General features: G+C 37.9%; 25 protein-coding genes, 1 tRNA gene, 1 pseudogene and 1 riboswitch. Of the genes and pseudogenes, 11 read left to right on the plus strand and 16 right to left on the minus strand.

Annotated elements, in window-relative coordinates; all coding sequences use genetic code 11:
- Positions 1-60 precede the first annotated feature (60 nt).
- On the minus strand, positions 61-552 hold the full coding sequence (locus MKP09_RS13295) for a GDSL-type esterase/lipase family protein (protein WP_240830481.1): 492 nt from the start codon (positions 550-552) through the stop codon (positions 61-63).
- A 172-nt stretch (positions 553-724) separates the two neighbouring features.
- On the opposite strand from MKP09_RS13295, the gene MKP09_RS13300 reads away from it, so the two are divergent.
- Positions 725-970 carry a ferritin family protein gene (locus tag MKP09_RS13300; protein ID WP_240830482.1) on the plus strand — a complete coding sequence of 82 codons (246 nt, stop codon included), beginning with the start codon at positions 725-727 and terminating at the stop codon, positions 968-970.
- A gap of 144 nt (positions 971-1,114) precedes the next feature.
- On the opposite strand, the pseudogene MKP09_RS13310 reads toward MKP09_RS13300, so the two are convergent.
- The 4 genes and pseudogenes from MKP09_RS13310 to MKP09_RS13325 all read right to left on the minus strand — a co-directional run bounded on the left by MKP09_RS13310 (position 1,115) and on the right by MKP09_RS13325 (position 2,824).
- A pseudogene (locus MKP09_RS13310) lies at positions 1,115-1,530 on the minus strand (DUF6157 family protein).
- 16 nt (positions 1,531-1,546) lie between these two features.
- Positions 1,547-2,002: a GNAT family N-acetyltransferase gene (locus MKP09_RS13315; protein ID WP_240830484.1), complete on the minus strand. Its 456-nt coding sequence runs from the start codon at positions 2,000-2,002 to the stop codon at positions 1,547-1,549.
- 11 nt (positions 2,003-2,013) lie between these two features.
- A complete protein-coding gene (locus tag MKP09_RS13320; RefSeq protein WP_240830485.1) occupies positions 2,014-2,514 on the minus strand; it encodes a DinB family protein in 501 nt (166 codons plus the stop codon).
- A 236-nt stretch (positions 2,515-2,750) separates the two neighbouring features.
- Positions 2,751-2,824: transfer RNA gene (locus MKP09_RS13325), tRNA-Arg, on the minus strand.
- A gap of 587 nt (positions 2,825-3,411) precedes the next feature.
- Here MKP09_RS13325 and MKP09_RS13330 point away from each other — a divergent pair.
- Positions 3,412-5,931 carry a response regulator gene (locus tag MKP09_RS13330; RefSeq protein ID WP_240830486.1) on the plus strand — a complete coding sequence of 840 codons (2,520 nt, stop codon included), beginning with the start codon at positions 3,412-3,414 and terminating at the stop codon, positions 5,929-5,931.
- Positions 5,932-5,938: 7 nt separating this feature from the next.
- Here MKP09_RS13330 and MKP09_RS26170 read toward each other — a convergent pair whose 3' ends face one another.
- Both MKP09_RS26170 and MKP09_RS26175 read right to left on the minus strand, forming a co-directional pair.
- The gene (locus tag MKP09_RS26170; protein WP_317235348.1) at positions 5,939-6,796 is read right to left on the minus strand and encodes a hypothetical protein; all 858 of its coding nucleotides are present in this window, start codon (positions 6,794-6,796) and stop codon (positions 5,939-5,941) included.
- Positions 6,763-7,164: a hypothetical protein gene (locus MKP09_RS26175; protein WP_262915365.1), complete on the minus strand. Its 402-nt coding sequence runs from the start codon at positions 7,162-7,164 to the stop codon at positions 6,763-6,765. The genes MKP09_RS26170 and MKP09_RS26175 overlap by 34 nt, the downstream gene beginning before the upstream one ends.
- A gap of 298 nt (positions 7,165-7,462) precedes the next feature.
- On the opposite strand from MKP09_RS26175, the gene MKP09_RS13340 reads away from it, so the two are divergent.
- Together MKP09_RS13340 and MKP09_RS13345 are read left to right on the plus strand one after the other, a co-directional pair.
- Entirely contained in the window at positions 7,463-8,248 is a 786-nt protein-coding gene (locus tag MKP09_RS13340; protein WP_240830487.1) for an alpha-amylase family glycosyl hydrolase, read from the plus strand.
- Positions 8,226-8,639 (plus strand): alpha-amylase family protein, encoded by a 414-nt coding sequence (locus MKP09_RS13345; RefSeq protein ID WP_240830488.1) that lies wholly within the window; start codon positions 8,226-8,228, stop codon positions 8,637-8,639. The genes MKP09_RS13340 and MKP09_RS13345 overlap by 23 nt, the downstream gene beginning before the upstream one ends.
- Before the next feature lie 184 nt (positions 8,640-8,823).
- Here the strand turns inward: MKP09_RS13345 and MKP09_RS27420 are convergent, their stop codons facing one another.
- The 3 genes from MKP09_RS27420 to MKP09_RS13360 all read right to left on the minus strand — a co-directional run bounded on the left by MKP09_RS27420 (position 8,824) and on the right by MKP09_RS13360 (position 11,659).
- A complete protein-coding gene (locus MKP09_RS27420; protein ID WP_240830489.1) occupies positions 8,824-9,426 on the minus strand; it encodes a PDZ domain-containing protein in 603 nt (200 codons plus the stop codon).
- A gap of 59 nt (positions 9,427-9,485) precedes the next feature.
- Positions 9,486-10,043 (minus strand): S1C family serine protease, encoded by a 558-nt coding sequence (locus tag MKP09_RS13355; RefSeq protein WP_240830490.1) that lies wholly within the window; start codon positions 10,041-10,043, stop codon positions 9,486-9,488.
- Between the two features lie 533 nt (positions 10,044-10,576).
- Entirely contained in the window at positions 10,577-11,659 is a 1,083-nt protein-coding gene (locus MKP09_RS13360) for an aldehyde dehydrogenase family protein (protein WP_240830491.1), read from the minus strand.
- A gap of 17 nt (positions 11,660-11,676) precedes the next feature.
- On the opposite strand from MKP09_RS13360, the gene MKP09_RS13365 reads away from it, so the two are divergent.
- The 4 genes from MKP09_RS13365 (at position 11,677) to MKP09_RS13380 (ending at position 14,243) form a co-directional block, all read left to right on the plus strand.
- Positions 11,677-12,048, plus strand: a complete 372-nt coding sequence (locus MKP09_RS13365; RefSeq protein ID WP_240830492.1) for a 4Fe-4S dicluster domain-containing protein — start codon at positions 11,677-11,679, stop codon at positions 12,046-12,048.
- A 62-nt stretch (positions 12,049-12,110) separates the two neighbouring features.
- Positions 12,111-13,097 (plus strand): D-alanine--D-alanine ligase, encoded by a 987-nt coding sequence (locus MKP09_RS13370; protein ID WP_240830493.1) that lies wholly within the window; start codon positions 12,111-12,113, stop codon positions 13,095-13,097.
- Between the two features lie 29 nt (positions 13,098-13,126).
- Positions 13,127-13,960: a PASTA domain-containing protein gene (locus MKP09_RS13375; protein WP_240830494.1), complete on the plus strand. Its 834-nt coding sequence runs from the start codon at positions 13,127-13,129 to the stop codon at positions 13,958-13,960.
- 34 nt (positions 13,961-13,994) lie between these two features.
- A complete protein-coding gene (locus MKP09_RS13380; protein WP_240830495.1) occupies positions 13,995-14,243 on the plus strand; it encodes a rhodanese-like domain-containing protein in 249 nt (82 codons plus the stop codon).
- 127 nt (positions 14,244-14,370) lie between these two features.
- Here the strand turns inward: MKP09_RS13380 and MKP09_RS13385 are convergent, their stop codons facing one another.
- The 5 genes from MKP09_RS13385 to MKP09_RS13405 form a co-directional block, all read right to left on the minus strand.
- Positions 14,371-16,632 (minus strand): TonB-dependent receptor, encoded by a 2,262-nt coding sequence (locus MKP09_RS13385; protein ID WP_240830496.1) that lies wholly within the window; start codon positions 16,630-16,632, stop codon positions 14,371-14,373.
- A 59-nt stretch (positions 16,633-16,691) separates the two neighbouring features.
- Positions 16,692-16,802: riboswitch (TPP riboswitch) on the minus strand.
- 196 nt (positions 16,803-16,998) lie between these two features.
- Positions 16,999-17,448, minus strand: a complete 450-nt coding sequence (gene lepB / locus MKP09_RS13390; RefSeq protein ID WP_240830497.1) for a signal peptidase I — start codon at positions 17,446-17,448, stop codon at positions 16,999-17,001.
- On the minus strand, positions 17,423-18,550 hold the full coding sequence (locus MKP09_RS13395) for a DUF5684 domain-containing protein (protein WP_240830498.1): 1,128 nt from the start codon (positions 18,548-18,550) through the stop codon (positions 17,423-17,425). The genes lepB and MKP09_RS13395 overlap by 26 nt, the downstream gene beginning before the upstream one ends.
- 140 nt (positions 18,551-18,690) lie before the next feature.
- Entirely contained in the window at positions 18,691-19,161 is a 471-nt protein-coding gene (locus MKP09_RS13400) for a hypothetical protein (RefSeq protein WP_240830499.1), read from the minus strand.
- Entirely contained in the window at positions 19,143-19,673 is a 531-nt protein-coding gene (locus MKP09_RS13405) for a hypothetical protein (RefSeq protein WP_240830500.1), read from the minus strand. The genes MKP09_RS13400 and MKP09_RS13405 overlap by 19 nt, the downstream gene beginning before the upstream one ends.
- 107 nt (positions 19,674-19,780) lie before the next feature.
- On the opposite strand from MKP09_RS13405, the gene MKP09_RS26190 reads away from it, so the two are divergent.
- Genes MKP09_RS26190 through MKP09_RS13415 form a run of 3 tightly spaced genes read left to right on the plus strand, consistent with a single transcriptional unit; the run spans position 19,781 to position 21,310 of the window.
- Positions 19,781-20,167 carry an FAD-dependent oxidoreductase gene (locus MKP09_RS26190; RefSeq protein WP_262915366.1) on the plus strand — a complete coding sequence of 129 codons (387 nt, stop codon included), beginning with the start codon at positions 19,781-19,783 and terminating at the stop codon, positions 20,165-20,167.
- A complete protein-coding gene (locus MKP09_RS13410; RefSeq protein ID WP_317235349.1) occupies positions 20,122-20,904 on the plus strand; it encodes an NAD(P)/FAD-dependent oxidoreductase in 783 nt (260 codons plus the stop codon). Before MKP09_RS26190 ends, MKP09_RS13410 begins: the two co-directional genes overlap by 46 nt.
- A gap of 43 nt (positions 20,905-20,947) precedes the next feature.
- On the plus strand, positions 20,948-21,310 hold the full coding sequence (locus MKP09_RS13415; RefSeq protein ID WP_240830501.1) for a Rieske 2Fe-2S domain-containing protein: 363 nt from the start codon (positions 20,948-20,950) through the stop codon (positions 21,308-21,310).
- A 399-nt stretch (positions 21,311-21,709) separates the two neighbouring features.
- Here the strand turns inward: MKP09_RS13415 and MKP09_RS13420 are convergent, their stop codons facing one another.
- Positions 21,710-22,003 carry a hypothetical protein gene (locus MKP09_RS13420; RefSeq protein ID WP_240830502.1) on the minus strand — a complete coding sequence of 98 codons (294 nt, stop codon included), beginning with the start codon at positions 22,001-22,003 and terminating at the stop codon, positions 21,710-21,712.
- Positions 22,004-22,045 lie beyond the last annotated feature (42 nt).

Raw genomic sequence — 22,045 nt, forward strand, 5'->3', positions numbered from 1 at the left:
TTCTGTCATTATCTGCTTTGCGGGAACCGGGTGTAATATCAATATAGTTTATGCCAAATGTTATGATTCTTCTCTATTGATTGCATTAAAAGCATCAATCTCGGCTGAAATAGTAGCCGTATTTCTGCCACTATTTTTTCCAAAAGGCGTAACTGCCCAGTCGGGAATTGATATTACGAAGACATGCTTTTTATTGCCGCCTGCAAATGAAACAGCCTGTTGTAAAAGTGCTTTGAACTCCTTTCTATACTGGCTTTGCGAATAGCCGCGAAATTGATTATTTACACCTATCAGCAAAGTAACTATGTCAAATTGTTGTTGAATATTTTCAGAATTGATGGCAACTTGTAGTTCGTCAGTCGTCCAGCCTGTTCGTGCTACAATTTTTGGGGTTAGTAAATCGATACTATCGGTTCGAAGTATTGATGCCAGTTGATATGGAAACGACTCATCCTGTCTCACGCTTTCACCAATTGTATAAGAATCGCCAAGCGCCAGGTAACTGAAATTTCCTGTACTATTTTCAACAGGTTTATTTTTTGAACAGCTCAACAATAATGTGATGAATATTACGACTAAAAATTTCATGACTATATATACGAAGAGTGAAGGTGTTCGGATTGATAATACATTCTATTTGCACTCAAAGTGTTCTGGTTCATTGGCGTAATAATTGCCTGTACTTTTTAGTATTTATAAATTGTTAATTCAAAAATCGAAAACTATGGGATTTGATCAGTATCATGAGCCACCAGAAGAGCTATCACAGCCAGTTAGAACCTTTGCCAGAATGATAAAATCGTTAGTTGAAGAGGCAGAAGCCATCGATTGGTATGAACAACGCATTCATGTGGAAAAGGATCAGGAAGCTAAAAAAATTATGACGCAGGCACAAAAGGAAGAGTTCATTCATTTTGCAATGGATCTGGAATTTTGCTACGCAAGAAGGAAGATTGGAGAACTGTTATGAAGAACGTATTATTTAAGCCGGGAGATATTGTAGAAAATGGCGAAAAAGCAGAAGATGCGATAGAAGAGTAAGTACTTAATCAATATGGCAAACAGCTGTCCGTGAAATTACAGACAGCTGTTTTGTATATATATTCGATTAAAGTTATTTTTTAGAGGTACGCATCGCTTTTACTTTTTTGATACCGGGATCTTTGATCAATTTTGAATATTCTTTTGACCCGACACCATATAAAGCTATTTTTCCTTCGCTATTTGCATGCACACCAAATCCATAGCGCTTTGTCAGCGGTGAAGCTCGCAGGCAGGGTTGCCCTTTAGAAAAAAAGTTTCGCGTGCTGTTTTGTGTTCTGCTTTTGTAAGGTCGTTTCTTTCAGCATAGACCTGGAAGATAATATCGTCAGATGTGAATTTGTAAGGATTTTTTACAATCAGTTCGTACTGTTGTTGTGCCACAGTTTTTAAATCATTTTTTGACTTTGGAATTTCAGCAGTTTCAACCGGGCAGTCTTCTGCAATTTCAATAAAAGTATCTATATAATTGGTAGTGTGCTGTTTCATTTGGAAATGAGTTAAATTATTTTATCAATCGCATTTCGGTCAGGATCGGTTTAAAACCTATTTTTTCATAAGCCCTGATAGCGTTGTTATTTTCGCTGTAAACCTGAAGACGTACTTCAGTCAATCCTTTAGATTGAGACCATTCTAAAAGGCTATCAACAATTTTTTGATTGAGGCCTTGCCCGCGGAAAGCAGGGGAAACGTACATAAAACCTAAAAATGCATAACTGTTGAAATTATTGTAAGGTTTCCCTTTTTGAATACGCGCTGATCCACTCGCCACCAATTGTCCATCTACTTCTGCTACAACAATAGCGCAGTCTTCCCTTTTGAGCATTTCTTCAATATCATAATAATGAAAATGCGCTTCAATCATCGTCGAATCATAAGGTCTTTCTGCTTCTACAATGCCTTGCTCAAATTCCAATAGTACCGACAGATCATCAATGCTTGCCTTTCGAATAGTGATCATCCTCAAACAGTTTATGCAATGTGCAATAATATATTTCTTATTTGTCTGGTATGCCGGCGGGTGTGAACAACTATAAAGCTCAACCATTCATATCTTGTAAGATGGCCTATTGTAGGGAATTCCATGTCCAGACAAAGTTCTTTGAGATTTTTACTAAGTGCCGTTTGTAATAATGTTTGTTTGTTTTCTTCGAGTGACTGTGTTAATTGAGTTGTATCGTGAGGCGGATTGTCTGGCCATAGTGATGGGTCTGCCTCGCCCTTGCTGTCCATATCTTCAAATATTTCTTTTAATACAGAAACATGTTCGTCAAATGCGCGGCTCGTTTCTTCAGTCTTCTCATCTGGCACACCGCTACTGCTTTTTATAATGTGTTCCGTAACCTGGCCAATGCTCCAGCTACCTTCAAAAGGAACTGTATTGAGTTGGTCGCTGTTTAGGGCCGAAATTATTTGTGTCAACTCCCCAAATGCATCTGTGATATCATATGCTATTTGCTGCTGTATCTCCATGTTATATCAATGGTTTTAAAGTTAGTGATGAAGATATAAAAAATGCGAAAGGATTATAAGATTGCGCTTCTCGAAGACTTGATAATTGAGACAAATAGAACCTGTGGAAATACAGGAGGTTTAAGCGTGAACTTCAACACATCTTTTTACAAGAATGAAAAGACGCGATTTTATTAGCTAATGAGTACAGTTGTATAACTAAAAAAGCACCTACAGAATGTAAATGCTTTTTAATGTGACCGCGTTAGGATTCAAACCTAAAACCTTCTGATCCGTAGTCAGATGCTCTATTCAATTGAGCTACGCAGCCATTCCCTTTACGGGAGGGCAAAGGTAATAATAATTACAATTCCATCAAAACGATTTTTCCAATTAATTGAAATATTTTAATGGATAATCAATATTTGAGAGCTCAAAGTGTTTTATTTTAAAGTAAATATCACTGTTTTGGAAAAAAATGTTTTTGGTCGATAAACAAATCTTCACCCATCCACCATTTTAGCTTAATATGATTGATAGGTTTTCCTTTTCTGTATTTTTTTGGAAAATGTAGATTTTTTAAGATATGAGTGAGTTTTGTAAGGTAGGTTTTCATGAGCGTTAATTTTATTAGTTCTGTCTTTCAAAGGTAAATTGAAAAAGATATAGTTCAAATAACTAATATTGGTGATGTATTAGCTAATTCTTATATTTACTGCTTAATTTCGTTTAAGCGTACTTAGCAGATCCTCAAATAAACCGTTGAAATTGACCGTGTTTCAATATTAAATGACTGCACGAAAGCCCATAAAAGTTTCAGAAAAGGTAAAGATTACTATTGCCTTATGCGTAAGTGCATTAATTCTCGTTTGCCTTGGTATTTACGCAAGTTCAAGAACGGTGCGCTATAAACAATCAATGCGCGACGTTAACCTTTCAGGTATTATCATCACGCATTCGCAGGATGTATTAAATGCGATACAAGATGTCCAATCTGCCTACCGTGGGTATATTATTACAAACGATTCTTCTTTTCTCAAGTCTTTCGATATTGCCAATCGTTTTCTGCAAGCTAGAATCAGTTCTCTAAAGAGCATGCCAATGACCTATACTCAGCGAAACTTACTGGATAGTATAAGCAGTTTAGCATTGGAGCAAAAACAATTTGCTTTCAGCATTATTGTGAAGAGGCGTTATGTATCATTCTTAGAAGCATGGAATTTTTTAAATAGCCGGGAAGAAAACAGGCTTGTAAATAAATTAAGATATAGCGTCTTGAAATTTACCAACGCTGAGAAGAATCTGCAATCGGCTAAGTTGAAACGTGAAAATGATAATTTCAATAAGGTAATATATGTTGTAGTGATAAGTGTGATCGCCGCAGTTTTAATCATACTTCTCACACTTATATACATACGTATTATTTATCAGCGTCTTGTCAATACTGAGCAGTTGTTGTTAAAGTCTCAGTTGAGATTGGAAAGCATACTTGATAAGCTACCTGTAGGAGTAATCATCGTTAACACTAAAAGCAACGAATATCATGCTAATAATAAGGCTGTAGTATTGCTTAATGAACAACTGCTTCCTGATGGAAATGTTTTTGAATCGCATGATAAAATAAACACATTAGAAGGGGTTCTAAAACCTGAGCTTAGAGATAAATTATTTATATCGCATGCCATTCATGGTGAAGAAAATATCGGGTTTAATGAAACAACCATTAATGTTGACGACCGTGAGGTACCTTTTAGGGTAAGTGCTATACCAGTTTATAATGAGAAAGAGCAGCTCGAATACGCTATTTCAGTTTTTGATGATATAAGTAACATCAAACAATTTGAGAATGAGCTTATAGAAGCGAAAAAACTTGTTGAAGAATCTTTAAGGTTAAAGCAATCTTTCCTTAGTAATATGAGCCATGAAATTCGCACACCTATTAATGCGATTTTAGGTTTTGCTGAATTGCTGGGCAAAAGAGATATAGGATCTGAAGAAAATGAATATGTCCGCATCATTCGCTCAGCAGGAGAAAATTTGTTGAGGTTGTTAAACGATATACTAGATTTTTCAAAACTGGAATCGAATATGATGGTGTTTGAAGAGCACCCTGTAAGTATTGATGGTATTTTAAATTCTATTTGTAATTTATATCTGCCGAAGGCAAGAAATAAAGGCATCACACTAAACTATGAATGTGATGCCAATGTTCCGGAAGTAATAGTGGGCGACCCTGTAAGACTGACGCAGGTTATTACTAATATTGTAGGAAATGCTATAAAATTCACGCCTAAAGGAAGTGTATTGATTTTTGCAAAATTGATATCTACAACCGACACACAATCTATTATTGAGTTTAAGATCAAAGATTCTGGTATTGGTATTTCAAAAGATAAGTTGTCAAGGGTCTTCAAAAGATTTGAACAGGCGGGTTCAGAAACAACCAGATTATATGGTGGTACAGGATTAGGATTGAGTATTGCGAAACATATTGTGCAAAGCCAGGGCGGTGCCATTTCTGTTACGAGTGAATTAGGTGTTGGTTCCATCTTCAGTTTTACAATGCCCTTTGCAAAATATGATTCAGAAAATTCGGTGAATAAAAAACCAGTAGAATCCGTTACCGATCTATCGTTTTTAGAGGATCTGAGAATACTTTTAGTTGAAGACAATACACTAAATATCAAACTTATTAACGGCATATTTTTAGGGACGAACGTTAAAGTGGATGTAGCAGAAACTGGTGGACAAGCCGTAGAAAAAGTAAAGGATAGTTTTTACGATATCATTTTGATGGATATAGAACTGCCTGATATGAACGGCTATGAAACTACACGTATTATCAGAAAGGATTTAAAAATTCAACTGCCTATAATAGCGTTAACTGCTCATGTATTAGCTGGTGAGAAAGAACGATGCCTGGAAGCTGGCATGAATGATTATCTTACCAAACCGGTTAATACAAGACAATTATTTGAAAAGATTAACGCATTGATCACGCGTGAATTTGGTTTAAAACAACTTGCCGAAGAGAAGTTGGCTGTTAATACACTACCTTCTCAAAAATTATTTTCGACCGAAAATACCGTTGTTGATTTAAGCTATCTTAGAGAATTGTCAGATAATAATAAAGAATTTGAAAAGGAAGTAATAGAACTATTTTTATCTCAGGTCCCATCGCAAATGCAAGAGCTGGAAGAAGCCATCGACCATAGAAACTATTCTGAGATCAAAATGCTGGCTCATAAATTGAAGTCATCGACAGCCGTAACCATTGGCAAAAACTTACTCCTCACTTTGAACTGCTTGAAGAAAAAGCGATCAATAACGAATTGCCTGATAGTGCACTGCGTAGCTATCGCATCATACAAAACGTATTGGCAAAAGGGATTATTCAATTGGAAAATTTACTCCAGACCTCTTACTGATTTTCATTAACCTATGATTATAGAAATTGTTGAGCCACATCTTCAATCTTAATAGTGGTTGAGTAAAAACCTACTATTTTTTCAATCACTTTTTCAACTAAAACATCAGGGCATGAAGCGCCGCTGGTGATCAGGATTTTTGCCGGATGTTTAACCGTTAGATAATTAGATGTTAAAACCTCCTGATGGGTATGGAAATTGAAATGCAGTATGTCTTTATCAGATATGATTTTTTCCGGACTGTTGATATAATAAGTAGGTAATTTTTCTTCACAAAGCTCAACCAAGTGTGATGTATTAGATGAATTATATCCTCCAACAACAATAGCCAGATCGGCATCTGTGCTTAACATAGCAGCCACGGAAGTCTGATTGTCATTAGTTGCATAACAAAGCGTATCCCTTGTATCTGCAAAGCGTTCTGCCAGGGATTCTTTGGAAAGCTGATACTTATCAATCATTACATCCTTTAAATAATCTGAAATGGCTTGCGTATCGCTGGCAAGCATGGTAGTTTGATTAACAACACCAATCCTTTGAAAATCCTTTTTTATATCAAACCCATCACTGTATTGGTTTTTGAATTCTTCATAGAAATCATTGGCATCAAGGTCTCCTTTAATGTATTCGGCCAGACGCACTGTTTGCTGCATGTCTTTTACAACAACGGTTGGGGCGCCGGAAGCAGCATGAGAAAAAGTCGCTCTTGTTTCTTCGTGTGATGGCTTACCATGAATGATGATGGTGTAATTTTTCTTAGCAATGGCGGCGCTTCGGTTCCAAACCTTTTCAACAAATGGACAGGTTGTGTTATATTTTTCCGTTGGAATGCCAATATCGTTTAGCTTTTTTCGATTGAAAGCGTAGTGCCAAATGCAGGTATCAGAACAATATCATCTTTTGTAAGGCTGGTAAAAGGAATTAATTCTTTTCCATATGTATCCTGTAAAAACTGAACACCATGGTTTATAAGATCTGCATTAACCTGGGGATTATGTATCATTTCGCTCAACAAAAAGATGCGTTTACCCGGATTTTCTTCAACTGTTTTGAAGGCTATTTCAATAGCGTTTTCTACTCCGTAGCAAAAGCCAAAATGCCGTGCCAGATAGATCTGTACCGAACCGAAATCGAGCAGAGTAGGAGTAAAGTCTTTTTTAAGCTTGTCGTTTTCCTTTCTGCGTTTCTTAATAGCGGATATTAGTGAACTTCTGTAAAAAACCGGTACATCAAACTGCTTCATGCTGCAAAGATAAACAGGAATAACTGATAACGAAAATTAGCAAATTAGCCAATGTGATTATGTGATAATAGTTTCAAGTTCCAGGTTTCAGGTTGTGTGTCCGTACGCCGTAATTCATACATTGTACATTGATTGAGGAGGAATATGCAGGATGAATTATAATCGGAACGATAAAGCGAGCGTGGCAATTTCGATGCTACATATTTACTGTTGATATAATAAAATCTTTTCCATGGACGGAGAATCTATATTTTCCTATCTTCATTTCAAGCATTTTTTATATACAAATTAATCGACAATGGGAGAAACTATGAATCATACAGACTGGAAACACACAGCTAATATTTATGAAGTTAACGTGAGGCAGTACACGCAGGAAGGCACTTTTGTTGCTTTTGAAAAAGAACTGCCAAGACTCAAAGATATGGGGGTACAGGTATTATGGTTTATGCCTATTACGCCAATTGCAATAGAAAAGATGAAAGGAACAATGGGAAGCTATTACGCTTGCTCCGATTATACTTCCATAAATCCTGAATTTGGAACTTTAGATGATTTTAAAAATCTTGTTGCAACGGCGCATCAACAAGGCTTTAAAGTTATTATAGATTGGGTGGCTAATCACACTGGTTGGGATCATGTTTGGACACGATCTCATCCTGAATATTATAAACATGATAGTAACACAGGAACTTTTCATGCGGCAAGTGGCATGGATGACATTATTGAGCTTGACTTTGATAATCCCGCATTGCGGAAGGCGATGATCGATGCTATGAAGTTTTGGATAGATGAATGTGATATCGATGGTTTTAGATGCGACCTTGCATCATGGGTGGAAGTTGATTTTTGGCAGGAAGCAAGGCCACAGCTTGATGCCGTAAAACCTTTGTTCTGGCTCGGTGAATTTGATGAATTGGAAAATCCTGATTATGGAAAAGTATTTGATGCAAGTTACTCCTGGAAATGGATGCACAAAACAAAGGATTTTTTCAGCAACATCAACCTTTACAAGAACTGCTGGATCTTTTGCAGCAATACGGGGGATTGGAAATGGAAGCATGCGCGCCTGGTTTACCACTAATCATGACGAGAATAGCTGGAATGGTACAGAATATGAAAAGTACGGCGATATGGCTAAATCTCTTGCAGTATTTAGTTGTATCTGGAATGGTATTCCTCTTATTTATAGTGGACAGGAACTGCCTTTAAAACATAAGCGTCTTATGTTTTTTGACAAAGATGCAATTCCCTGGACAGGCAAATATGCATTGCACGGCTTTTATAAAACCCTTTTTAACCTTCATGCCAACAATCCGGCATTACGTGGTGGTGATGCAGCAGCTCAAACGATTAAATTAGCTACGAATGCTGATGATAAAGTACTTGTCTATTTACGTAAAAATGAAAGTGATGAAGTGTTAGTTATATTGAATTGGTCGGCCCGATGCAGTATCTTTTTTAATAACCGATGACCGATTGGAAGGTATTTTTGATGAGGTTTTTTCCGGCATTTTAAATGATTTCAGCTCTTCAAGGAGCTTTGAAATTCGGCCATGGGGCTATTGGGTTTTTGTTAGGAAATAGGTAAATTGTAATAATAAAAATAGCCCACGATTTAAAAAACCGCGGGCTATTTTTATTATTGATTAATTGTGATTAGAATGAACCACCACTTTCATCTCCAGACAAATTAATTTGATAACTGTATCTACCGCTATATCCCGGATAAATACCTATCAACTCTATAACATTGCTTCTAGCCGCACCAAGCGTTTTAGCAAATTCATCCATGTTTTTAATTTCCTGCCCATTTACTGAAGTGATGATGAAACCTTTTTCCATTCTTGTTTTTTTCAACGGTCCATCAGCACGAATGTTAGCTACTTCAACGCCACCTCTGATTCGAAGTTGTTCTGCACGTTTAGCATCAACGTTCTTTAAATCAACACCAAGTCTATCGGCAATTGTTTCTGCCGAGCTAAGCTGAACCATTTTTGATTGTGCAGAAAGCGTTACATCAACTGTTTTTTCTTTTCCAGCTCTTAAATAAGTGATTTTTACTTTGTCGCCAGGTTGAGCAAGCGCTATTGCTGCGCTTATTTCCAAGCCAGACACGATACTTTGCCCATTAATTTTTGTTATAATATCGCCTTTTGTAAGGCCGGCTTTACCTGCGCCTCCTGCAGGATCGGTTCCAATAACATACACGCCATCCTGTACATTAGCTCTTTTCAGGAATTCTTCATTTTGTGAAGGCACTCCAGAATATGTAACGCCAAGATAACCTCGTTTTACATCACCATATTTTACTATATCGTTTACAATCTTTTTACAATGCTGGATGGTATTGCAAATGAGTAGCCAGCGTAAGTACCTCCTGGTGCTAATATTGCTGAGTTAATGCCTATTAGTTCACCATTCGTATTGATCAATGCGCCACCACTATTTCCAGAATTTACAGCAGCATCTGTTTGAATAAAAGACTCAACAGGTGACTCACTTTGCTGGCTGTTAATACCAATACTTCTACCTTTTGCACTAATGATACCAGCTGTTACCGTAGCTTCCAGATTAAATGGATACCCTACAGCTAAAACCCACTGGCCTAATGCCAGGTTATCAGAACTGCCATAAATTAAATAAGGAAGATTGGTCGCTTCTATTTTCAACACCGCTAAATCTGTGCTTGGATCACGGCCAACAACTTTTGCTGTATAAGTTTTGCGTCCTTCGTTTAAGGTAACTTTAATTTCTGGTGCTATACCTTTACCATCACGATCAGATATAACATGATTGTTGGTTACAATATAACCATCCTGGCTTATAATAACACCGCTACCCGATGCTCTTTGTTCAGGTATTATTTGCGGACCCATGCCGCCAAAAAAATCACCAAAGAAATCTTCAAATGGATCGCCGCCGCCTTGACTGTTAGGTAAATCGTTCGTCAGTTTTTTAGCAGGGATTTTAGTTTTGATATGAACAACCGCAGGAACTGCCGATTGCGAAGCCTTTGTAAAGTCGGTTGGCTCGGCGGCATTGCCCTTGTTGTCAAAAAAACTTGCATAATTTACGGGTAGTTTACCATCAAGTGGAACTCCTAAAGTGGCGGCAGGCCCCTAAAGAATTTTCCATAAATATAAACTCCTGCAAATGCTGATAGTACACTAATCACGACTACCAATAATAACTGTTTAGCTTTCATATTCTTTTTCACTTTTTTTATGAGTAATTCAAAAATTATTCCTAATGCCCTACAAAGTAACAAATTGTCAGACGTATTTCTTTTTGGCTATAAGCAGTTTAACAAAGTTTTACTAAAGTCTTCGTACTTTGAAATGAGACGTTATAATATACGATTTATTTCCTTTAAAATTTTGAAATCTATGTTAAAGAATTATATATGAAGTTAAGATAATGATTCCAACCACTTCATTGTATCTATTCCATCTGCATAATCAGTTAATCCTGGATGTTGAGCTGCTCCAAAGCTGATAAACTCTTTGCCAACTATGCATTGTATCGATTCGTTTGTTTGCAGATCATTTTTGATCTGATTGATATCATCATATTCTTCATAATGCAATTGACTGACCGGAGAAAAAATGTTCTTGTCATCAATTAATAGAAGAGCTGCATTACTCATATAGACCTTATTGTTGAGAATATGCAGCGCAAGATTATAATCGTAGTTATTTTTATACTTATGATGATCAGCCAGGTATTCGTATCGTTTAAATATGTTTATTAATGGTAGAAAATCATAGCCTTTTGGTACATATAGTTTTGTAATATTACGGCATCCCATGCCGAAGTATTGGTAAACATCATCTGCTAAAAGATCCAATTCTGTATCAGTTTCATGTCCTGTAAGAACAGCCACTGATGTTCTGTTTCTTCGTATAATATTCGGAAATTTTCCAAAGTAATAATCGAAATAACCTGCTGTGCTATTGCTGCCAGTTGCGATATATGCATCGCAGTTTTTAAGCATATCTGCAATACCAATAAAATTTTTTAAAGAAGCTTCCCATTCAATTAATTTTTCTACCAAATGTTTGATCAAAACCTCATCCTTTGAGGAGGGTTTGATAAGACTTCTGTGTCCACTTATAAAAACGCATAAAAAGTCGTGAAAGCCAACAAGCGGAATGTTGCCGGCCATTACAATTCCTATTAATTTTGGATTGGAAGGCTGTTCTTTAATTTTTGGATATAGAGCGATCCACTTTTCAAGTTCAGATTTTTGTAAAAAATGATTGACAATATTGTTAATACTAAGCTCAATAAATTCGGGTAAAAACCAGCCGTTCTTAGAGTAGGCTTTCTCTTTTACTTCCTGCCAATCTTCACTGTTTTGTTGCATGTATTGACCCAGCTTTGCCATCAGGTCAATACGTTTCGATAAATTCATGTCTATGTTTTTTAACAATGGCTCATTTTCGCCATCATTCAGTAATTTTGCCGTTTTAGATAACAAATATAGTTTCATAAAACAAACAATAGGCTATGGCAATAAAAATTACAGATGAGTGTATAAACTGTGGAGCGTGCGAACCTGAATGTCCTAATAACGCGATTTATGAAGGTGGGGTAGAGTGGGCCCTTTCTGACGGTACATCAGTTAACGGCGAATTTACTTTGATGAATGGCAATGTTGTAGATGCGCATTTTAAAAATGAACCTCTTGCAGTTGATACTTATTACATCACACCTGATAAATGCACTGAATGTCAGGGATTTCACGAAGAGCCACAATGTGCTTCCGTTTGCCCTGTAGACTGCTGTGTGCCGGACGAAATGTATCAGGAAACAGTAGATGCATTAATGGAGAAAAAGAAAAATTGCACGTTTAGTTTCCCTTGGACTCATTTAAGCTGATTTAATTTAATAACTATGCCACTTGTATCTTCAGGTCTCAGTGGCATATTTTTTTACATACAATGAAGAAAAATATTGCATTGGTTACGGGAGGTTATTCTGGCGAAGCCGTAATTTCTTATAAAAGTGCCACTACTATTCAGAATAATCTGGATAGGGAAAAATATAATGTATATAAGATTGACATAACCAGAGATGGTTGGTTTTACATTGCTGATGACAATAGTAAATCGGAAGTTGATAAAAACAATTTCACTATTACAAACAACGGGCAAATAGTGAGCTTTGATGCCGCGCTCATTATTTTACACGGTACACCCGGTGAAGATGGCAAGTTGCAGGGGTATTTTGATATGCTCAACATTCCCTATACCGGTTGTGATGCAGCAACTTCTGCGATAACGATGAACAAGAGTTATACAACTGGCGTAGCGGGTAAATCTGGAATAAATGTAGGCAAATCAGTTTTATTATTCGACCATTCGCCGAAACCTGCTGAAGAGTTATTGGAGAAATTGGATCTGCCGGTCTTTGTTAAGCCGAACAGCGGTGGCTCAAGTATTGGTATGAGTAAGGTTTTGAAAGCGGAAGAATTACAACCTGCCATAGAAAAAGCTTTTAAAGAAGATAAGCAGGTATTAGTGGAAGAAATGATTACCGGTCGTGAATTTACCATCGGTGTTTATAAATCAAAAGGTGAAATAATAACACTTCCGATGACGGAAGTAAAGGCTGATGCGTCTAAGGTATTCTTTGATTTTGAAGCAAAATACGAAGGAAAGTCAACCGAAATTACACCTGCGGAAGTTGAAGAATCGATTGCTGAAAAAGTGAGGACAGCTGCTAAACAAGTATATGCCACTTTTAACTGCAGAGGTGTAATCAGGATCGATTTTATTTATAATGAAGAGCGCGCTGCTCCGTTCATGCTGGAAGTAAATACTATTCCAGGCCAAAGCGCTGCAAGCCTGGTTCCACAACAGGTAGTGGCCGCAGGCGGAAACTTAAAAGATTTTTATACTTTACTGGTAGAGGAATGTTTTTTGTAAACAGTATATTTACCGAATAAATGTGAAGAATGTTTAGATTTATTACAAAAAAACCGCTTTGGATAAATATATTGGTAGGCGTTTTACTGGCTATTTTACTCTTTGTTGGAGTGATCAGCTCTTTAGGATGGTTTACCAATCATGACGATGCTAAAACTGTTCCAGGGGTTACAGGTAAATCTTTAGCCGAAGCAGAAAAGATTCTAAATGATGCGGGCTTTACTGTAGAAATACAGGATAGCCTTTATTTTGATACACTTTCGCCAATGCAGGTAATCCGGCAAGTTCCAGACGAAATGGAAGTTGTAAAATCAAGCCGTACTGTTTATCTGACTTATAACCGTGCACTTCCTCCACAGATAGAAATGCCAAATATTGTTGGTTATTCTTTTAGAAATGCAACAATGGTGTTGGAGAATGCTGGTTTAAAAGTAGGGGATACTACTTTCCGCCCCGATTTTGCTAAGAATTCCGTGTTGGAGCAGTTATATAAAGGTGTAACTATTCAACCTGGTGCTAAAATAGCTATGGGTAGTAAAATCGACCTCGTTATCGGATCACAATTAAGTACGAGTGCTTACGCCATTCCGAACCTTATTGGCCTAACTACTACACAGGCAAGACTATTGCTCGAAAGCAAGGGTATTATGCTGGCTTCTATTATTCCAAACCCTGATGTGCGCGATACCACAAACGCTTATGTGTATCGTCAAAGCCCGAACAGATTTGATGACCAGGGGAATATTATTAGCATACGAGCCGGCCAGGTGATGGATGTATGGGTTAGTGTGTCTGCTCCGGTTATAGATTCTTTAGGTATAGAAGGAAGTGGAAATGCAGATAGCCTTTCTGAAAATGAATAATCTTGCTGATCTAAAAAAATAAACTTTAAATATTATGGAAACCATTACGGTTCAAAGACTGAAAGAACGAATGGACAATGGTGAAAAAGTAAATCTCATCGATTGCCGTGAACCAGCCGAATATGAAGAATACAATATTGGTGCAACTTTAATCCCGCTCGGAGACATACAAAATGGTGATTTAGGGTCACTTGAAGGAAAAGAGGATGAAGAAATTATAATCCACTGCCGCAGCGGAAAAGAAGCGCGCCGCATGCCTTTACTTAGATTCGATGGGGTTTAAAAAAACAGTAAATGTTGAAGGTGGAGTGCTGGCCTGGAAAGAGGCGTTTGATTCAGAATAGTATCTAAAATATTACATTGTAAAACAGGCCTGCAAGGTTTTTCTAAACCTCGCGGGCCTGTGTTTTTTAAAATGTAAAACTCAAACCAACATTCCAATTCGTTCCTGCTTGGGTGAAATAATAATTTTCAGTAGCAACTAAACCGTCGGATAAATAGCTAAATGTATATCCATTGTTTTCATATTTTTTATTGAAAACATTATTAACCATAAATATCAGGCTGATGTCCTTGAATGTGGTTGATGAAAATTGATAACGCAATCTTGCATCGGTTAATGCGTACGGATTAATACTTCTCAATTTGTTTTGAGAATTATCCAGATATTGCCTTCCTACATATTTTTCTAACAGATCAATATAGAAATGTTGTTTAGTATCAGGCTTTGTGAAGGGCTCAAAAGTTAAAGAGGCACCTGCAATGGTATTTGGTGAAAAAGAAATATCAGTATTGCTAAATGTTTCCTCGATCTGCCCACCGTTGTCATAATCATCGCTGTATTGAATAATATTTTTTATTTTATTTCGGCTGAAAGTGGCGTTTGCATTGGCTTGCAGCCAACTAACGGGCCTGAATGCAGCGGTTAACTCAATGCCAGCGCGATAGCTATTGCCTACATTTGTTCGAGCGTAAGCTCCCACATCATTGATTTTTCCGGTAGCTATCAACTGATTTTTATACTTCATATAATAACCATTAACGCCGGCTTCAAATGTTTTGGCGTTGAACTGATAACCCAATTCGAAATCGGTGAGTTCTTCATGCTTTGGCGCTTCGTCAGTGTTTGCTTCAAAGTCATCACGATTTGGTTCTTTATTAGCAACAGCAACGGAACCATATATTTTACTTTGAGCTGTGTTGGTGTGTTTCAAAATATAACTCAAACCAGCTTTGGGATTAAAGAAAGTATAATTGCCTCCTGATTTAAGATCAGGGTTTTTTCTAAATCCGTTTATTACATAATCAACATTTCTTAATTGCAGATCAACAAAGCCAAACAGGTTTGTGATAATTTGTTGCTGCAATTTGGCATAAATATTAAAATCGTTTTTGAGGGCTGTTAAATGATACCATTGATAATCTAAAGGGATACCAACTTCTGCCCATTTTACAAAGCCATAATGTTTGGCGTCATATTTTGTAAAAGCGCCTCCAAAGTTTAATGTCGTATTGTTCTTATTATAATTGGCAGAGAATACGGTTCCGTAGTAATGATTGTCGAGCCATAATTGCCGGGTAAGTTGTATATGAGTAATAATAAAATCGCCGATAGTAACTGGCGAAAGACCATAGTCTTCTATTTCTTCACCTTCTCCAAAGTCGCCGTTTTTATATTCGTTATAATAACCTTTTCCTCTTGTCAGAAAAAAGCTCAGATTAGACGACCAGTAAGGATTGAATTTATGATTTAAAAATAACTGGTAATAATCCTGCTGATAATTATCAGTTTGATCGTTGTAATAATTTCCATTAGCCATTTTGCCTAATGTGTTTGTGTTTCTTCCAATCTGATCAAGTTGTTGTGCATAATCAACTGAAGATGGATGGTCGTCAGATGTAAAATAGGTGCCAATGCCATTCCATGCTTGGCCTGTCTTTTCTTTTCCACTTAACAAATTGAACTTGATATTCGTCATTTCATTTTTGGATGTCCAGCCTGCGATAAACTGAAGTGATTTCAAATCGCTGTTGGAGCGCTGAATATATCCACTGGAATTGATTTTTGATAAGCGTGCGTCAAATTGAAAACCGCCACGAAGCAGGCCGGTTCCGGCTTGCAGCGTATGTTTCCAGGTATTGAAAGATCCATATGCATTACTTATTGTAGCAAATGCTTCTTTACTTTGTTCGATGTTATAAATATTTAAAGATGCTCCGAAAGCACCGGCTCCATTGGTAGATGAACCAACGCCGCGCTGCAATTGAACCGAGCTGGTAGAAGATGCGATGTCTCCGAAATTCACAAAGAATGCGCCCTGCGATTCCGGATCATTCACGGGTATTCCATTAAAAGTGACATTGGTTCTGGCTATATCCGTACCCCTGATGCGCATGGACGAATAGCCAACGCCAACACCATCATCGGAACTGATCACAACTGAAGGAATTTGGTTTAAAAGATTAGGGAAATTCTGACCCAGGTTTTGTTTTGCAATTTCCTTTTTGCCAATATTGCTTATGGCAAAAGGTGATTTTTCATTCAGTCTTGTTGAGCGCACCTCAACCGGGTCAAGGGTTTGAGCGCTGTCTGTTTTTGTACTGTCGGTTTGTGCGAAAAGAGATGCGCTTACAATTGATAGCAAGCTGCTGAACATGAAAGTCCTCTTCATTTGTTTTTCTTTTTAAAAGATTAAAAAAATTAATGAGAGGGAAATGCTGAAATGAGAAAGGATTAGAAACTCTTCCTTCCCTGCGCAGGCATTACCCTGATCAGGTTTTACGGGTATTATCTCAGCTTCATCAATAACTAAATATTGAATCGGCACCCCGGGAAACACTGTGCTTTTTAAAAGCGCTGCAAAGGTAGGGATAAAGGCAGCCCATCCCCAAAAACTATTCTGTTAAATCTAACGATGCAACTAAAGCCCCTTCCCAAGGGGAAGGGGAAAATGTCTTTGGAAGTTTTTTATGTAAAGAATCTGTGAAGAGGGAAAGGAATCTCGACCTAAGTTTCTCCCTTCGGGGGACAGGGGGCTTTATTTTATAATATTAAACAACCTTTTCCACCTTGGGCCGTTTTCATAGCTAAACCAGATCATCCAGGCTTTACCAACTACAGCGCTTTCAGGAACAAATCCCCAGAAGCGGCTGTCCTGGCTTTTATGGCGGTTATCACCCATCATCCAATAATAATCCATTTTAAAAGTGTAGGTATTGGTTTGTTTGCCGTTGATGAAATAAGTGCCATTCTTGTTCTCAAGCGTATTGCCTTCGTAACTTCTTATAGCACGTTCATACATAGGATAATTTTCGGTTGTCAAAGTAATGGTAGCTCCTTTTTCAGGAACCCATATTGGACCATAATTGTCAACCGACCATTGATGTGCAGTATCGTAATAAGGAAATAGCCGATCCGCTTCGGCGCCAGCCGGATAAGTTTCTTTTTGTATTGTTGCTGCGTCAACCGCGGGAAGTTTTTGCAGCATATCCAACTCCGGAAGTGTAAGATTGATATGATAAATGCCATTCCCCATTGCACTGAAATCCGGGCTGCCACTTTCCATGTTTAATCTGATGCCTGCATCGCGCAGAAAAATCATCAAGCTGAAGATTGTTTTTTGTTTTGAAAGTATAAAAAGTAGCTGAAGTTGGAGAAACAAAAGCAGGTTTATTATCAATATAAACAATGCCATCAACAATTTTTAATGAATCGCCAGCCACGCCCACGCAGCGTTTGATGTAATTGTCTGTTTTATCCATCGGATGTACAGCAAGTGGATATTCGGCGGGAGTATTTAGAATGTATTGATATTGTTGATTACCCATTTCAGCGCCTCTTTTAATGTCGTAATAAGGCACGGCAGACTCAAAGCCATCTGCGTGAATCACCGTATCACCTGCAGGGAAGTTAAATACAACACAATCATTTCTCTTCACAGGCGCAGCAAACCAGCGGGTGTAAGGCAATTCAATTAAGGTTGAATAAGATTTTGTATTGACTTTAGGTAAATAGTTATGTACAAAAGGAACAGACAAAGGCGTATTAGGAATACGCGGCCCATAACTAAACTTGCTCACAAAAAGAAAATCATTTACCAGCAATGTTTTTTCCATCGAACTGGAAGGGATCGTGTATGCTTCAAAAATAAAAGTTCGGATAAGTGTGGCTGCGATGATCGCAAATATGGCTGCATCCACCCACTCGCGCCAGCTTGGTTTTTTATGCTTCTCTACACCTTCAGCTCCAATAAATCGGGCGTCTTTATGATTAGCCAGCCAGGGAAAATAAAACGGCGCTAACAATGCTGCGGCAGTATGATCTAAAAAAGAAAAGCGGCAAAAAACTTTTGCGAATTCTATAAAAATACCTGGCGTTATAAACCAGCCAACAACCGGGATGAACTGCCAGAAAACCCAATGTTTAGGTCTGCCTGCAATATCCTGCATAATCCATGTGTTATAAAATGGAACGTAGGCTTTCCACGATTCACGCCCTGCTTTTTTAAATAATTTTGATAAACCGAAAGACGGTAATAAAACAAGCAGTAAACTTATAAGATAGATTATTAGTAATTGATTGAACGGCATTGACCTGACTTTTAGCGGCAAATTTATCGGAAATGATTGACATAGTTAGCTGCATCGTTGATAATTAACAAATACCGTGAACTATGATTTGTCTGAACCTGGATTTATAGGATTAAACGGATTAAGGGGATACAAGTTACTTATCTCCGCTGCTTAACTAGAAAAGAGGGAAGTAGTTCATACACGGTGTTTATGATTTTATCTTCAACACCTGTAGCAAAAGGAGACGGCTTATCATAGTAATACATAGAGTTGGTAGTTTCATAAATAAATCGAGGGTCTTTCAGCGCTTCTTCTGATGCAATATAACAAGGCACATCATTAGAGTAGCCATTTACCCAAAGCTTATTTTTGTCTAGCTCCTTTTTTAATCTTAGCGAGTAATCGGACAAGGTTTTACCACCATAAAATACCATAACAAGATCTTCACCAAAGCTCCATACCTGAATGGGAAAATGTGTAAGAGCTGCGGGCAGAGCGCCGCCCCTGGCTATTTGTTCTAAAGCAAGCCGGGCGTAATAGGCTTTTACTTCTCCCTGCTTTGACTGTGCGATTAATTTATTTACATCTGGAACCTTGGCATAGGGCAGATCTATTTTTTTGTTTTGCATACAGGAATATCATTTACCGGCGTTAGCGTGGTGGCCAGCATCCTCCGGGTTTCATCTGCTATTTTTTGGCCACACAAAATTGTAAACTCAAGCGCTGATAATGTACGGGTATTTTCTTCCCTGAAAGGATTGGCATCAGCACCACAACCTACGGCTACAAGTGCGGTTACACCAGGATGGTCTTCTTCAATAAGCTTTAGAGCTTCTCCTGCCCAATCGCTAGGTATCTGATTGGTAGCGGCGCCCATAGCAACGGCATGGCAGGCATAATTTAAAAACACTGCACTTAATTTTCCGCTGGCATCTGTTACTTTTAAAAGCGGCATGTCGTGGTCTGCAGCTCCATCCATGGCACGCCTGTTTCTTGCGAAATCACCGTTGCCAATTCCCCAGCTTAATTTAGATGGCTTCCTGTTTTTGAGAGCAGCTAAAGCAACTTGCTCCAGTTTTTCCGGTAGTGGGTTAAAAAACGGGGCATTTTTTGAATCGTTGTGGAAGTTCCACCCCACCATGTTAAGTTATTCATTGAAACATATGCACTGGTATAATGTTTGGACATGTTATTTCATGCAAGTAAAGTTGGACAAACTATTACCTAAAATCCTTAAAAGATTTCAATATGTATAGAGACGGTGCGCGAAAAAGCTTATGGCAACAAGAAGTAATTACATTTGACCTGCCTGGATTATTTGAGTCATATGATGTAGCCATTGTTGGCGGCGGCATTACCGGATATTCCTGCGCTGTTAAACTTCAGGAAGTGGGTCAAAAATGCATTGTTATTGAAGCTGCTAATTCTGGATTTGGAACTACTGGTGGGACCACTGCTCACATCAATACATTTTTCGATGCGAGTTACGATCAGGTTATAAACGATTTTGGGTTGGAGCAGGCTACCAAATTAGCTCAGGCTGGGGAAGAAGCGTTGCAAATTATCAAATCAAATATAAAAAATACGCGATCGATTGTGAATTTGATGAGCGGTCGGGATATCTCTTTGCTTTAGATGAAAAGCAGGAAAAAACTTTGGAAAAAATATGGGAGGCATCAAATGAGGTTGGAATACCTATGGAATATACTAAAGATTGCCCTTTTCCTATCCCTTTTGTAAAGGCAGTACAAATCCCAGGACAGGGACAGTTTCATCCACTCAAATATATTGACGGGCTTGCAACAGTTTTTAATAAAAATGGGGGACATATTGCAGACAACTGTCGCGTCACAAGCGTTAGTCCCGACGACAACTATCTTACAGTAAATACAACGTCCGGGCCTATTATAGCAAGACAAGTAATCTATGCTACGCATACCCCACCAGGTGTAAATATCCTGCATTTTCGGAATGCGCCTTATCGCAGTTATGTGCTTGCTGCAAAGCTGAAGGGTTCCTATCCCCAGGCTTTAGGATATGATCTTGAAGACCCGTATCATTATTATAGAACTCAGAAAATAGAAGGGGAAGAGTTTTTGATCGCTGGCGGAGCAGATCATAAAACCGGTCATGAGGATGACACAGGCGTAAGGTTTTCTATGCTGGAAAACTATGTCAGGCAATATTTTGATGTTGAAACTATTGCCTACAGCTGGTCCAGTCAGTATTATGAATCTGCAGATGGCCTTCCTTACATTGGACGGCTACCAGGTAGCGACAAAAGAATATTTGTAGCTACAGGATATAGGAAACGGGATGACATTTGGCACGATAGCCGGACAAATATTATGCGATCTTATTGTCAAAAATGAAAGTATATATGAGGAGCTTTTCAAGCCGTCGCGCATTAAGCCCATGGCTGGCTTCTCAAATTTTGTTAAAGAAGGCGCTGATGTTGTGGCATCGTTTGTAAAAGATAAAATTTTTATTGATCAATTAAAGTCGCTTGCTGATCTGAAAGAAGGTGAAGCAAAAACAGTTAAATATGAAGGAGGGCTTTACGCCATGTATAAAGATGGCCGGGGCAGGATTCATGCAGTTAATAGCTCATGCCCCCATATAAATTGCAATGTTCATTGGAATAGTGCAGAAAAAACCTGGGATTGCCCTTGCCACGGTTCAAGGTTCGGTTTGAATGGGCAAGTGTTAAATGCACCGGCTGTAAAAGATCTTGAAAGAATAAAATTTATTGAAGACGATGAAGCAACAGATAATTAATACAGGTTTTCCAAGTTTAAATATGGATCGATCGAAAAGAAGTAGGGATGATTATTTTCTTGATACCGGTGCAGTCAGCCTTTCAAACAAATTCATCCTTTTTAGAAAGCGTTAAAAGTCTAAAAATACCTTCAGAAAATGCTGATGAAACTAATCGATTGATGCAACTCAACATCCTTTCGGTAAAGGATTTTAAATCCCAGATTAATAAAAATGAAATTTGAATAAATTCATGAAACAGGTATCAGTTAATAACTTTAAAACAAGTAACCTTAATACAACTATAATTTATCAATCCCGGGTAACTGTTAATATAAGCTGTTATGGTTTGATATGCAGGGCTGGAAGCGTCATTAATCACAAACAATACCGTACTTTTTGATTGATGTGATTTTTTCCCTATTTCTTTTTAGGAATAGGCTTGAAAATACCCTTTTGAATAGCGAACCGTTTTGCGGGAACAGCGTTACTATCGACAAGCTCATTTGTCTTCGCATTCATCACCCAAATATCCTCACCACTCTTTGTTAGCGTGGCAGGATAGCTAAACCTGTCTGCGGTTAAGGTTGTAGCCGATAGAACCGCGCTACCCCAGTTATCTTCTGTGGTCAACTGAAAGATCTTATCATTACCTCCATTCACAGCTAAGGTCAATTGACCAGGTTCGTTTAGAATCATACCATCAGCTCCCATAAAGTATTGATCAATCCTAACTGTTTGTACTTGCTCCGGGTC

The organism is Paraniabella ginsengisoli (assembly GCF_022513635.1).
In the GTDB taxonomy this organism is placed as follows: domain Bacteria; phylum Bacteroidota; class Bacteroidia; order Chitinophagales; family Chitinophagaceae; genus Niabella; species Niabella ginsengisoli.